Here is a 13,365-nt window from a genome sequence, read left to right on the forward strand (position 1 = left end):
TCCCCCTTTTCCTTCCAGCAGTTGTGCCCGCCCGACTTTCCGATGCCTGACATTTGGAAGTGGCAGGGTGCGGGACCGATTGATTTAGTTTCTTTCTCTCCCGTTTGGCTTACCTCATTGTTCGGCTGGAATAGACCCTCGGTATTCGGTTCTGTTCCAGCCGAAATTGTATCCGGACGGTTCCAAATCCGGCCCGCAGCCCCGTTGCGCTCCACTACACGTCTGGCCCCATGCCTCGCTGATAATCCGTTTCCGACCCGCGTTGCGCGGGCGACCAGGCGCAACTGCCGCCTCCGGAAACGTGCCCGGCAGCTGCATGCTCGCCTTACCGCAGAAAATCAATCATCAGAGTAAACCCTTTTTCGCATAACAGAGTGGAAAACGCTAAATCGGTAAAACTCGTCCTCGAAGACGGTACTGAAATCCAGGGCCAGTCGTTCGGCGCCTTCACCTCCGCCGCGGGCGAGGTGGTATTCAGCACGGCCATGACCGGCTACCCCGAAAACCTCACCGACCCGTCCTTTGCCGGGCAGATTCTGGTGCTGACCTACCCCATGGTGGGCAACTACGGGGTGCCGGGTGAGGAGCTGTACGAGTCGATTTCAAAGATTTTCGAGTCGGACAAGATTCACATTGCCGGTTTGGTGGTGAACTACTACTCCGAGGAGCACAGCCACTGGAACGCCGCCAAAAGCCTCGGCGACTGGCTGGCGGAGTACAACATCCCCGGCATCTTTGGGGTGGATACCCGCATGCTCACCAAGAAGCTGCGCGAGAAGGGGGCCATGCTCGGCAAAATTGTGGCCGAGCAGGACGTGCCCCTGCACGACCCCAACCTGGAAAACCTGGTGGCCCAGGTGAGCCCCCAGGGCGTGCAGCACTACGGCTCGGGCCAGCACAAGATTGTGCTGGTGGACTGCGGCACCAAAACCAACATCATCCGCTGCTTCCTGGAGCGCGACGTGGAGCTGATTCGGGTGCCCTGGGACTATGACTTCACCCAGCTCGACTACGACGGCCTGTTCCTGAGCAACGGCCCCGGCGACCCGAAAATATGCACGGCCACCATCGGCCACCTGCAAACTGCTCTGACGCAGGACAAGCCCATCTTCGGCATCTGCCTGGGCTCCCAGCTCATGGGCCTGGCCGCGGGCGGCGACACCTTCAAGCTGAAATACGGCCACCGCAGCCACAACCAGCCCGTGAAGCTCACCGGCACCCAGCGCAGCTACATCACCAGCCAGAACCACGGCTTCGCGGTAGACACCGCCACGCTGCCCGCCGAGTGGGATATGCTGTTCGAGAACCTCAACGACGGCACCTGCGAAGGCATCAAGCACAAAACCAAGCCGTTCTTCTCCACCCAGTTCCACCCCGAAGCCGCCGGCGGCCCCCAGGATACGGAGTTTCTGTTCGATGACTTTTTGAAAGCGGTGGCGGAGTATAAGAAGGGTAAGTAGAACGAGCCAAAAAGAACGTCATGCTGAGCGGAGCGCAGCGAAGTCGAAGCATCTCTACCGCTTCGTTGCCAAAGTAAAATCACAATTCCAGTAATTACCCCTGAACCACTTATGGTATCCTCATTTGAAGATTTACACGATGCCACTTTGGTCATGGTAAATTTCGTTTGGAAGGCCGGAGAAATTGACATGCATTTACGGACTGCGTCAAATCCAGACATTCACTTGAATGTGTCTAGTGTTATGGCTTTTCACGCGACTAGAAATTTTGAATGGGGTCCAAGCGAACAGGTAAATTCTGTCACAGTTTCTGAAGAGTTGGTGATTATTGAAATGCAAAGTGGTGATACCATTAAAGTTATCGGCCGCATAAAATACTAGCTGCAACGAAGCGGTAGAGATGCTTCGGCAAGCTCAACATGACGTTCTGAAATACACACACACACATACTAGTCAACCGCAAGTTCTCAACGCCCTACACCGATGCAAGCGAAAAGCCGACGTTTTCAATACTGGGGGTATTTGCTGGCGGGTGCATTGGCGTTTGCCGGGTTCTATTTCGTCAAGACAATGGGCCAGAAGATGATTTTAAAATCGGTGATAGGTGAGCCGGCTGAGGTGATTGATAGGGCCATGAATTCGGCCCGAGTCTCGCCCAGAATAACCAGTCGCATTGGCGAGGTAAGCTCCCGAAACTTCCAGCTGAATCAAATCGGTAACCGTAAAGACACGCTCGTCTTTCGGGTGTCGCTGAAAGGCGAACGGGCCGATGCCGCCCTCAAACTCTGGATGGTGAAGCGGCCTTCCGGCGAATGGAACATCGTGAAGAGCGACACCTTGTTTTTAAACTAAAAAACTGCCTTTGAACACGGCTGCCTGGGTAGCCTGTATCCAACCTTTCGAATGAACAAACCCAACAAAGTCCTCATCCTTGGTTCCGGCGCGCTGAAAATTGGCGAGGCCGGGGAGTTCGATTATTCCGGTTCGCAGGCCCTTAAGGCGCTGAAGGAGGAAGGCATCCGCACCATCCTCATTAACCCCAACATTGCCACCGTGCAGACGTCGGACAACATCGCCGACGACGTGTACTTCCTGCCCGTGACGCCCTTCTTCGTGGAGGAAGTTATCAAGAAGGAGCAGCCCGACGGGATTCTGGTGGCCTTTGGCGGCCAGACGGCCCTGAACTGCGCCGTGGCCCTGTACCGCGCCGGGGTGTTTGAGAAATACAACGTGCAGGTGCTGGGTACGCCCGTGCAGGCCATCATCGACACCGAGGACCGGGACATCTTCAAGGAGAAGCTCGACCAGATTGGCGTGCTCTCGGCCCGCAGCGTGGCCGTAACCAACATGGACGACGCGCTGGCGGCGGCCGAGAAAATCGGTTTCCCCATCATCGTGCGGGCGGCGTTTGCGCTGGGCGGCCTCGGCAGCGGCTTCGCCAATAACATGGACGAGCTGCGCGCTCTGGCCCAGAAATCCTTCACCACCTCCGACCAGATACTGGTGGAGGAATCCTTGAAGGGGTGGAAGGAAGTGGAGTACGAAGTGGTGCGGGATGCCTACGATAACTGCATCACCGTCTGCAACATGGAGAACTTCGACCCCATCGGTATCCACACCGGGGAGAGCATCGTGGTGGCCCCGTCGCAGACCTTGAGCAACCGGGAGTACCACAAGCTGCGTAGCATCGGCATCAAAACCATCCGCCACCTGGGCATCGTGGGCGAGTGCAACATCCAGTACGCCCTCGACCCCGTGTCGGAGGATTACCGCGTGATTGAGGTGAATGCCCGTTTGTCGCGCTCCTCGGCGCTGGCTTCCAAAGCCACGGGCTACCCGCTGGCCTTCGTGGCCGCCAAGCTAAGCCTGGGCTACTCGCTGGCCGAGTTGAAAAACAGCGTGACGCAGACGACTTCGGCATTTTTTGAGCCGGCTTTGGACTACGTGGTGGTGAAGCTGCCCCGCTGGGATTTGGGCAAGTTCGAGGGCGTGAACCGGCACATTGGCTCGGCCATGAAGAGCGTGGGCGAGGTGATGGCCATCGGCAAATCGTTCGAAGAAGCCATTCAGAAGGGCCTGCGGATGCTGGATACCGGCAAGCGCGGCTTCGTGGCCAACCGGCCCGAGGCCGACCTGGACAACGCCGCCATCGACCAGCTCCTAAGCGAGCCGAACGAGGAGCGCATCTTCGCCATCAACAGCGCGTTTGAGGCCGGCTACACCATCCAGCAGGTGCACGAGCTGACCAAAATTGACCTGTGGTTTTTGCAGCGCCTGCTCACCATTTTCGAGCTGGGTAACCAACTGACCGCCGGCCGCGCCAACGGCCTCGACGGGCTGGAAACCAAGCTACTGCGCGACGTGAAACGCGCTGGTTTCTCCGACCAGCAGATTGCCGTGAAGCTGCTGGGCGAGGGCGACGTGAAAGCCGACGAGTTGCTGGTGCGCGCCCGCCGCAAGGCCCTGGGCGTGCTGCCCGTCATCAAGCAGATTGACACGCTGGCGGCCGAATTCCCGGCCAAAACCAACTACCTCTACAGCACCTACCACGGCACCGAAAACGACCTGGAGCCCGAAGCCGACAAGTCGGTGGTAGTGCTGGGCTCGGGCGTGTACCGTATCGGCTCGTCGGTGGAGTTCGACTGGTGCGGGGTGAATGCCGTGCAGACTGCCGCCGAGGAAGGCTACAAAACCATCATCATCAACTACAACCCCGAAACCGTTTCGACCGACTACGACGTGTCGGACCGGCTGTACTTCGAGGAGCTGAGCTTCGAGCGGGTGATGGACATTCTGGAGTTCGAGCAGCCCGAGGGCGTGATTCTGAGCACCGGCGGCCAGATTCCGAACAACCTTGCCACCCGCCTGGCCGACGCCAACGCGCCCATCCTGGGCACCGCGCCGGCCCGCATCGACGAGGCCGAAAACCGCCACAAGTTCAGCAGCATCATGGATGAGCTGGGCATTGCCCAGCCGCGCTGGAAGGAGCTGACTTCGCTCGACGCCATGTTTGAGTTCGTGGGCGAAGTGGGCTACCCCGTGCTGATCCGGCCGAGCTACGTGCTGTCGGGCGCGGCCATGAACGTGGTGTCCAACGCGTTTGAGATGGAAGCTTTCTTGCGCGCCGCCGCCGAGGTAAGCGCCGAGTACCCGGTGGTGGTGTCGGAGTTTATGCAGGAGGCCAAGGAAATTGAGCTGGACGCGGTGGCCGACAAGGGCGAAATCGTGAGCTATGCCATTTCCGAGCACGTGGAGTTTGCCGGCGTGCACTCCGGAGACGCCACCATGTACTACCCACCCCAGCGCGTGTACGTGGGCACGGTGCGCAAGCTCAAAATCATTGCCGAGAAGATTGCCAAGCGCTTCCAGATCAGCGGGCCGTTCAACATCCAGTTCCTGGAGAAAAACCGCGAAATCCGGGTAATTGAGTGCAATATCCGCGCCTCGCGCTCCTTCCCGTTCGTGAGCAAAGTGTCGGGTAATAACCTGATCAAAAAGGCCACCCAGGTGCTGCTGGGCAAGGACGTAACGCGCGACGAGAGCGAGCGGGTCTACGATCTGCCCTTCGTGGGCGTGAAGGCCCCGCAGTTCTCCTTCACCCGCCTGCCCGGCGCCGATCCGGTGCTGCGCGTGGACATGGTGAGCACCGGCGAAGTAGGCTGCCTGGGCGACACCGCCGAGGAGGCTTTGCTGAAGTCGATGCTGAGCGTGGGCTACAAGATTCCGCAGAAAACCGTGCTGATTTCCGGCGGCCCCATCAAGTCGAAAGTCACGCTGCTTTCGGCCGTGGAGCTGCTGGTGCAGAAGGGCTACCAGATCTACGCCACCCAAGGCACCCACCGCTTCTTCGCCGAAAACAACGTGCCTAGCAGCCTGCTCTTCTGGCCCGACGACCACCAGGAGCCCAACGTGCTGACCTACCTGAAGGAGAAGAAAATCGACTTGGTCATCAACATCCCTAAGAACCTCTCGAAAGGCGAGCTGGATAACGACTACAAAATCCGCCGCACGGCCGTGGACTTTGGCATTCCGCTGCTCACGAATGCCCGCCTGGCCAAAGCCTTTATTCAGGCCTTCTGCAGGCTGGAAATGAAGGATCTGAAGATCAAGAGCTGGAACGAGTATAAGGCGATGTAAGCAACAGAGCGAAGAACCCAGACCGTCATGCTGAGACAGACTCAGCGTGACGGTCTTTCTACTTTCTTATGTATGGAGTGGATAGTTGAAAAAAACAAAGCCGCGCAAGGACAGAGCTATGTGCTAAAGACCTCAGAGCTGCAACAGGTCCTAGCCGACGCAGGTATACATTGTGCCATTCAGCTTACTTATCGTTCATCTCATCAGCCTCAGAGTGTGACTCTGCTGGACTGCCGTTATTGGTTACCCAATGCCAGAGTTCCGTACGAGCGTTTTTACATCTCTACTACCAGTGTTGCTTTCGAAAACAGAAAGTTGGCAAGCGAACTGTTGAAGATTCAGGTGATTCCTGCACTAGTTAAATGGATGCAGAAGATAGTAAAGCAACCTGAAAATTCAACATTCATTCGCCATGACATGGAATTCAGAGCTTCGTTAGTTCACGACCAGCTGTCGATTACGCTTCTCTGAACCACTTGCTCGAATTTCTTAATAGACCTGTTTCTTCAGGCATCTCACACACCTCCTCAAATGAAAAACTTCACCTCCTTCGCCGACGCGGGCGACTATAAAGCTCTGTTGCAGCAAGCCCTGGAAATCAAGGCCAACCCGTACGGCTACCAGCACGTCGGGCGCAACAAAACCGTCGGCCTTATCTTCTTCAACCCCAGTCTGCGTACCCGGCTCAGCTCGGTGAAGGCGGCATATAATCTCGGCGCGCAGGCCTGGGTGCTCAACGCCGGGGCCGACTCCTGGACGCTGGAAATGGCCGATGGTGCGGTGATGAACGGCGGCACCCAGGAGCACATCAAGGACGCCATTGCGGTGATGAGCCAGTACTGCGACGTGCTGGGCGTGCGCACCTTCCCCACGCTCAAGGACCGTGAGGCCGACTACAGCGAGGAAGTGTTCCGGAAGATCATGCAATACGCCACGGTGCCCATCATCAGCCTGGAAAGCGCCACGCTACACCCGCTGCAAAGCTTCGCCGACCTGCTTACGGTGGCCGAAACCAAGCGGAAGGAGCGGGTGAAAGTGGTGCTGACCTGGGCCCCGCACGTGCGCGCCCTGCCCCAGTGTGTGCCCAACTCGTTCTGCGACTGGTTCTCGGAAATCGACTGGGTGGATTTCGTCATCACCCACCCCGAAGGCTACGAGTTGGACCCCAAGTTCACAAAAGGCGCCCGCATCGAGTACGACCAGCAGAAGGCGCTGGAAGGCGCCGACTACGTGCAGGCTAAGAACTGGAGCAGCTACCAGCAGTACGGCCAGGTGCTCCAGAACGACCCCGCCTGGATGCTCACCCCAGAGCACATGGCCCTGACTGACGGCGCGAAGTTCCTGCACTGCCTGCCCGTGCGCCGCAACGTGGAAGTTTCGGATGCGGTGCTGGATGCGCCCGGCTCGCTCATCATTCAGGAGGCCGGCAACCGCACTATTTCCATGCAGACGGTGCTGCACGAAATGCTGAAATAAGCGGCCGGGTAGGCTGGTTTTATTGAGTGAGTCGGGGGCAGGCTACAGGGGAGATATCGGAAATGTTGAACCCTAACGGTCAGTGTCCCGTTAAAGGCCTACTCACGGACAATCCGAATGGCCTGTCTGTCTGAGGCTTCACCCTTTCCACTGCTCTGATTATGAAAAAGTTTCTTGCCCTCGCCGCTGTCCTCGTAGCTGGTATCTCGGCCGCTAACGCCCAGACCAATACCACTACCACCAACACCACGACGACCCAGCCGGCTACTACTGTACCGATGCAGGGCCAGCCGACCCCGACCCAGGGTACCATCAACCAGTCGACCACTACGACTACCCCCATGTCAACCACGCCGGTACCGGCTACTACCACTACGGTAGAAACCCAGTCGACTACCAGCGGTACGTACAGCCCAACCACCACAACGGGTGCTGACGTAAAGGCCAAAGACAAAAAGAAAAAGTCGAAAATGAAGGCTAACAACTAAGCCGGATCGACTCTCGATTCCCTGTGAGAAGCTCCCGGCGTCAAACGCCGGGAGCTTTTTTGTGCCCGTTTACAGCAACAGTGCCAGTTGCTTGCCCACTGCGTCTTCCGGGGTTTCGAGCGAGGATAGGGCCACGCCCAGTAGCCGGACACCTTTAGGTAGCGGCCCCAGTCCCAGCAGCAGTTCCTGCGCCACCTGCGCCAGTACCTCTGGTCCGGATACCAGCCCAATCAGCGTGCGGCTGCGAGTGATTTGCTGAAAATCGGCGTATTTCACCTTGAGCGTGAGAGTGCGACCCCGCAGACCCAGCCGTTGGCAATGCCCCCAGACGGCCTCCAGGCAGGGCTGCAAACCGGCCTCCAACTCTCCCGATGTCAGCAAATCATGCTCGAAGGTGGTTTCTGAGCCGATAGATTTGCGTAGGCGGTTAGGCTGTACGGGGCGGTGGTCCTGGGCGCGGGAAATGAGATAATAATGCGTGCCGGCCTTGCCGAAATGCTGACGCAGAAATGCCTCCGTCTGCTGCCGCAGATCCAGACCGGTGAAGATGCCCAGTCGGTTGAGCCGGGCCGCCGTAGCCGGCCCGATGCCGTGAAACTGCCCCACCGCCAGCTCCGCCACAAATGCCTCGCCCTGTCCGGGCCGAATAACGAACTGCCCGTTGGGTTTACGGTAGTCGGAAGCCAGCTTCGCCAGAAACTTGTTGTAGCTGATGCCAGCCGAAGCGGTCAGCTGCGTCTGGCGCAGGATTTCGGCCCGAATCTCACGGGCCACCTGAGTTGCCAGCGCAATGCCTTTCTGGTTTTCCGTGACATCAAGGTAGGCTTCATCCAGGGAAAGCGGCTCGATGAGCGGTGTATATTCGGCGAAGATGGTCCGGATCTGTCGGGAAATTCCCTTGTACACCTCGAAGCGGGGCTTCACGAATACCAGTTCCGGACACTTGCGCAGCGCGGTGCTGGAGGGCATGGCCGAGCGCACCCCAAACTGCCGGGCCTCGTAGCTGGCCGCTGCCACCACGCCCCGTGCCCGGGAGCCACCCACTGCCACCGGCCGGCCACGCAGGTCGGGGTTGTCGCGCTGCTCCACGGAAGCGTAGAACGCGTCCATGTCGAGGTGAATGATTTTACGTATTTCGGCGGAGTTCACGGTAGGGGAGGAGGAGCCCTCAAAGTTCGGCAGACTGGCCCGGAAAACCGTGTTTCAGGGCTGCAGTTCTGCCGCACTCCATTATTGCCTCTAATCCTGTACCGGCTCCAGGGGCACCGGTTCCGGCTGCCGGGGCTTGCGGCTCACCAGAAATACGCCAGCAAAAATGAGCAGTGCCTGAAGTGCTTTGGTCAGGGTGAGGGTGTCTTTACCCAGCGCCACGGCAATCAATACGGCCAGGGCCGGCTGCAGGTAAATGTATGCTCCCAGCAACGAGGGCGAGGCGTACTTGAGGGCCCAGTTGTTGAGCAGATAGGCTAGGATAGTCAGGCATATGACCATATACGCAATAGCAGCCCAGATGCTGGCCGGAAAGCTGGCATAATCGGGCTGCTGCACCTGCTGCCAGCCGGCCGGTACCGCCAGCACCGCGCCCACCAGAAAGATGCGGGCTAGCACCGTAAACGGGTGATATTTGCGCATTAGGGGCATCACCAGCACCAGGTAGATACCGAATGCCGTGGCATTCAGCAGAATAAACACGTTGCCCAGCAGCCCGTCCTGCCCGCCGGCCGCCACCGGCCCCCTACTCAGAATAATAGTGGCCGCGCCAATACCTGCCAGGGCAATGCCCGCCAGCCGGGGCAACGTTAGCCGCTCGTTCAACAGTACCACCGAGGCCAGTACCGTGACTACCGGCGCAATGGTCTGAATAAGAGAAGCGTTGATGGGCGAGGTCAGGTTGAGGCCCGAGAAGAACAGCAGCTGATTCAGCCCGATACCCAGAATGCCGCAGGCTACGGCCCGCAGGTTATCGGCCCGCCCAATGATGCGGTCCTGCGGGGCCACTAGCCGGCTCAGCAACCCAAAAAATACCGTGGCCCCCACAATACGCAGCAGCACCAGCCCGAACGGCCCCATGTAGCGCGGCATCACGTCCTTCGAGATGCTATAGTTGGCGGCGTAGATAAGCGCCACCACAAACAGCGCCGCGTGGACCTTCAGGGAATTCTTCATTGGAAACGAAGGTAGCAGCCCGAACTTTGTGGCGCGCGTATAGCGAAGGCCGGCGGCAAAATATCTGACCCGGGCCACTCATCCGCGAACTGCCTGTTCGCGCCACTTCTGCTTTTCCATGTCTACCGGTTCCCTTTTCGATTCAGAACCTACTTCCGCGCCGCAACCGCAGGGTGCCCGCCCCGGGGCCCCGCTGGCGGAGCGCATGCGTCCCCGCACCCTGGAGGAATACGCCGGCCAGCAGCACCTCATCGGGCCAGAGGGCGTGCTGCGCCGCTACCTCAGCGCCGGCCGCCTGCCCAGCCTGATTTTGTGGGGGCCGCCCGGCGTGGGCAAAACTACCCTAGCCAACCTGCTGGCCCAGGAGCTGGGTAAGCCCTTCGCCTCGCTCAGTGCCGTGAATGCCGGCGTGAAGGACGTGCGCGAAGTTATTGAGCGCGCCAAAAAGCAGCGGGGCACCGTACTATTCATTGACGAGATTCATCGGTTCAGCAAAAGCCAACAGGATGCGTTACTGGGAGCGGTGGAGCAGGGCATCGTCACGCTCATCGGGGCCACTACTGAAAACCCCTCGTTTGAGGTGATTCCGGCCGTGCTAAGCCGGGCGCAGGTGTACGTGCTGGAATCGTTGGGCAAGGACATTCTCACCAGCATCGTGGATAACGCACTGGCCCACGACGAGCAGCTGCGGCAGAAAAACGTGCGAATGGAGGAATACGGCGCGCTGCTGACCATTTCGGGCGGCGACGCACGCAAGCTGCTCAACCTGCTCGAAATTGTGGTGGAAGCCAGCCGGCCCGACCCCAAAACCGGCGCAATCGTCATTACCGATGCGGTGGTTCAGCAGCTGGCCCAGCAGCACTTGGCACGCTACGACAAAGGCGGCGAAATGCACTACGATGTTATTTCGGCCTTCATCAAAAGCATCCGGGGCTCCGACCCCAACGCGGCCCTCTACTATCTGGCCGTGATGCTGGAAGGCGGCGAGGATGCCAAATTCATTGCCCGCCGCCTGCTCATTCTGGCTTCCGAAGACGTGGGCCTGGCCAATCCTAATGCCCTTATTCTGGCCCAGAGCTGCTTTCAGGCTGTTACGGTTATCGGCATGCCGGAGTCGGATATTATTCTGGGCCAGACGGTGGTGTACCTGGCCACTTCGCCCAAGAGTAACGCCAGCTACAAGGCCATTCGGGAGGCGCGGGCTTTGGTGCGCCAGCAGGGTGTGCAGCCGGTGCCCATTCCGTTGCGTAACGCGCCCACCCAACTCATGAAGGAGCTGGGTTACGGTAATCAGTACCAATACTCCCACGACTACCCCGGCAGCTTCGCCTACCAAGAATTTATGCCCGAGCCGCTCAGCGGCACCGTGTTCTACCACCCCGGCCAGAACCCCGCCGAAGCCAAGTCCCAGGAGCGCCTGCGCCAGCTCTGGGGCGAGAAGTACGGGTATTAGGGGGAGAGGGTAGGAGGGGGTGGGGGTAGGAGTTGTCATTGCTTCGGCTACGCCTACCCTCACACCATCATGCCCTCACACCCTAATCTGCCTCCCGTTGCGGCCCCAAACCGGTCTGTTGGTTGAATACCCGGCGGTAGGGCCGGAAAGCGGCTACTTTTGTTTGCAAGAACTAATCTGATACTTCGATGAGACAATTTTTCAAGTACGTGCTGGCTAGTTTCACCGGCCTCGTGCTATTTGCCCTAATAGGGGTGGTGTTGCTGATAGCCATCATTGCCGCTGCCGCTTCCTCCGATAAAGAGGTAACCGTGGCTAGTAATTCAGTATTGGAGCTGACGCTCGATAAACCCATTGGGGAGCGAGAATTCAACAATCCGCTGTCGGGCTTTACGGGTGGGCAGAGTAGCAGCATCGGGCTGGATGAACTGAAAGCCGCTATCCGCCGGGCCAAAGAGGACGACGACATCAAGGGTGTTTTCCTGAATCTGGAGCTGGTGCAGGGCGGTATGGCTTCGCTGGAAGAGGTGCGCCAGGAGCTGGTGCAGTTCAAGAAAACCGGCAAGTTCATCGTGAGCTACACTGATGCGCAGTCGGAGAAAAGCTACTACCTGGCTTCGGTGGCCGATAAGCTGTACCTGAACCCGCAGGGTACGCTGGAATTCAACGGTCTGTCGTCGGAAACGATGTACTACAAAAACCTGTTCGATAAGCTCGGCGTGCAGGCCCAGATTTTCCGCGTGGGCTCGTTCAAGAGTGCCGTGGAGCCCTACTTCCGCACCAGCATGTCCGACTCGGCGCGCCTGCAGACGTCCTCGTTCCTGAACTCGCTCAACAACTCGATGCTGGCCGAAGTGGCCACCGCCCGCAAAATCACGCCCGCCCGCCTCAAAGTCATTTCCGACTCGATGCTGGTACATAACGCCGATGATGCCAAGCGCCTCGGCCTGGTAACCGACCTGGGCTATTACGACCAGGCCACCGACTACATGAAGGGTAAGCTGGGCCTAGAAAAGGATGCCAAGCTGAGTCTCATTGACCTATCGGATTATAGCAAGTCAGATGACGAGGAGGGCAGCACCAGCGGCAACCGCATTGCCGTGGTGTACGCCGATGGCGATATCGTGACGGGTAAGGGCGGCAACGAGAGCATCGGTAGCACCCGCTTCGCCGAAGCCATCCGCAAGGCCCGCCTCGATAAAAATGTGAAGGCCGTGGTGCTACGCATCAACTCACCCGGCGGCTCCTCGCTGGCTTCCGATATCATTTACCGCGAGGTGATGCTCACCAAAAAGGTGAAGCCCATCATCGCCAGCATGTCGGACGTGGCGGCTTCGGGCGGCTATTTCATTGCTATGGGCTGCGACACGATTGTGGCGCACCCGACCACCATCACGGGCTCTATCGGCGTTTTCGGCGTGTTGCCGAACATCGAGCCTTTCCTGCGCGACAAAATTGGGATTACCACGGACCGGGTGACCACCGGCAAATTCTCCGACTTCCCCACCATCACCCGCGCCCTCTCGCCCTTCGAGCAGCAGCAGTTCCAGAACGAAATCAACCGCATCTACGCCGATTTTACCACCAAAGCTGCCCAGGGCCGCCGGATGCCGGTAGAGCGCCTGCGCCGCCTGGCTTCGGGCCGGGTGTGGTCGGGCACCGAAGCCAAAGCCCGCGGCCTCGTGGACGTGCTCGGCTCGATGGATGACGCGCTGCGCATTGCCGCCCGCCGCGCCAACCTCAAGGAAGGCGACTACCGCATCCAGAAGCTGCCGCGCCAGAAGTCCTTCGCCGAAAGTCTATTCAGCTCCTTCAATGAGGAAGCCAAACTGCGGATGGTACGCGAGGAAATGGGCCCGATGTACCCCATGTACCAGCAGTACAAGAAGCTTTCGGAAATGAAAGGTGCCCAGATGCGGCTGCCCTTCGAGGTGAACGTACAGTAAGCTCAGCAATAAGTAGCTATTTGTATAATCTGATGAAGAGGCTGTTTAAGTAGCCCGGAAAAACAACATAACGCTTCGGCTTCACCTGTCGCCCACCTAATCACAGCCGCCCTGGTGCTTCGTTCGTCTATCGACAATGAGGTACCAGGGCGGCTGTGATTAGGTGGGCAAAGTAGGAATACGATAAACTCCTAACTTTCCAAACAACGGCTGGATAACACTAATCTATTTCAGGATCA

At 58.6% G+C, this 13,365-nt stretch carries 10 protein-coding genes; 8 read left to right on the forward strand and 2 right to left on the reverse strand.

Annotation, left to right across the window (positions count from 1 at the left end):
- The first annotated feature begins 374 nt into the window (after positions 1–374).
- The 6 genes from carA (at position 375) to HSW_RS22615 (ending at position 7,561) form a co-directional block, all read left to right on the forward strand.
- Positions 375–1,460, forward strand: coding sequence for a glutamine-hydrolyzing carbamoyl-phosphate synthase small subunit (gene carA, locus HSW_RS06800; protein WP_044001335.1), 1,086 nt, complete (start codon positions 375–377; stop codon positions 1,458–1,460).
- A 483-nt stretch (positions 1,461–1,943) separates the two neighbouring features.
- The gene (locus tag HSW_RS06805) at positions 1,944–2,312 is read left to right on the forward strand and encodes a hypothetical protein (RefSeq protein ID WP_155832860.1); all 369 of its coding nucleotides are present in this window, start codon (positions 1,944–1,946) and stop codon (positions 2,310–2,312) included.
- 51 nt (positions 2,313–2,363) lie between these two features.
- Positions 2,364–5,597, forward strand: a complete 3,234-nt coding sequence (carB, locus tag HSW_RS06810; protein ID WP_044001337.1) for a carbamoyl-phosphate synthase (glutamine-hydrolyzing) large subunit — start codon at positions 2,364–2,366, stop codon at positions 5,595–5,597.
- Positions 5,598–5,669: 72 nt separating this feature from the next.
- The gene (locus HSW_RS06815) at positions 5,670–6,068 is read left to right on the forward strand and encodes a hypothetical protein (protein WP_044001338.1); all 399 of its coding nucleotides are present in this window, start codon (positions 5,670–5,672) and stop codon (positions 6,066–6,068) included.
- Positions 6,069–6,128: 60 nt separating this feature from the next.
- Entirely contained in the window at positions 6,129–7,073 is a 945-nt protein-coding gene (locus tag HSW_RS06820; RefSeq protein ID WP_044001339.1) for a Rossmann-fold NAD(P)-binding domain-containing protein, read from the forward strand.
- A 161-nt stretch (positions 7,074–7,234) separates the two neighbouring features.
- Positions 7,235–7,561, forward strand: a complete 327-nt coding sequence (locus tag HSW_RS22615; protein ID WP_052346198.1) for a hypothetical protein — start codon at positions 7,235–7,237, stop codon at positions 7,559–7,561.
- A 69-nt stretch (positions 7,562–7,630) separates the two neighbouring features.
- Here HSW_RS22615 and dinB read toward each other — a convergent pair whose 3' ends face one another.
- Positions 7,631–8,710 (reverse strand): DNA polymerase IV, encoded by a 1,080-nt coding sequence (gene dinB / locus HSW_RS06830; RefSeq protein ID WP_044001340.1) that lies wholly within the window; start codon positions 8,708–8,710, stop codon positions 7,631–7,633.
- A 90-nt stretch (positions 8,711–8,800) separates the two neighbouring features.
- Positions 8,801–9,727 carry a DMT family transporter gene (locus HSW_RS06835; RefSeq protein ID WP_044001341.1) on the reverse strand — a complete coding sequence of 309 codons (927 nt, stop codon included), beginning with the start codon at positions 9,725–9,727 and terminating at the stop codon, positions 8,801–8,803.
- Between the two features lie 205 nt (positions 9,728–9,932).
- Here HSW_RS06835 and HSW_RS06840 point away from each other — a divergent pair, with 205 nt between their 5' ends.
- Complete coding sequence (locus tag HSW_RS06840) at positions 9,933–11,180, forward strand: replication-associated recombination protein A (protein ID WP_044004230.1); 1,248 nt, start codon at positions 9,933–9,935, stop codon at positions 11,178–11,180.
- A 188-nt stretch (positions 11,181–11,368) separates the two neighbouring features.
- Positions 11,369–13,126 carry a signal peptide peptidase SppA gene (gene sppA, locus HSW_RS06845; RefSeq protein WP_044001342.1) on the forward strand — a complete coding sequence of 586 codons (1,758 nt, stop codon included), beginning with the start codon at positions 11,369–11,371 and terminating at the stop codon, positions 13,124–13,126.
- Positions 13,127–13,365 lie beyond the last annotated feature (239 nt).

This window comes from Hymenobacter swuensis DY53, from assembly GCF_000576555.1.
In the GTDB taxonomy this organism is placed as follows: domain Bacteria; phylum Bacteroidota; class Bacteroidia; order Cytophagales; family Hymenobacteraceae; genus Hymenobacter; species Hymenobacter swuensis.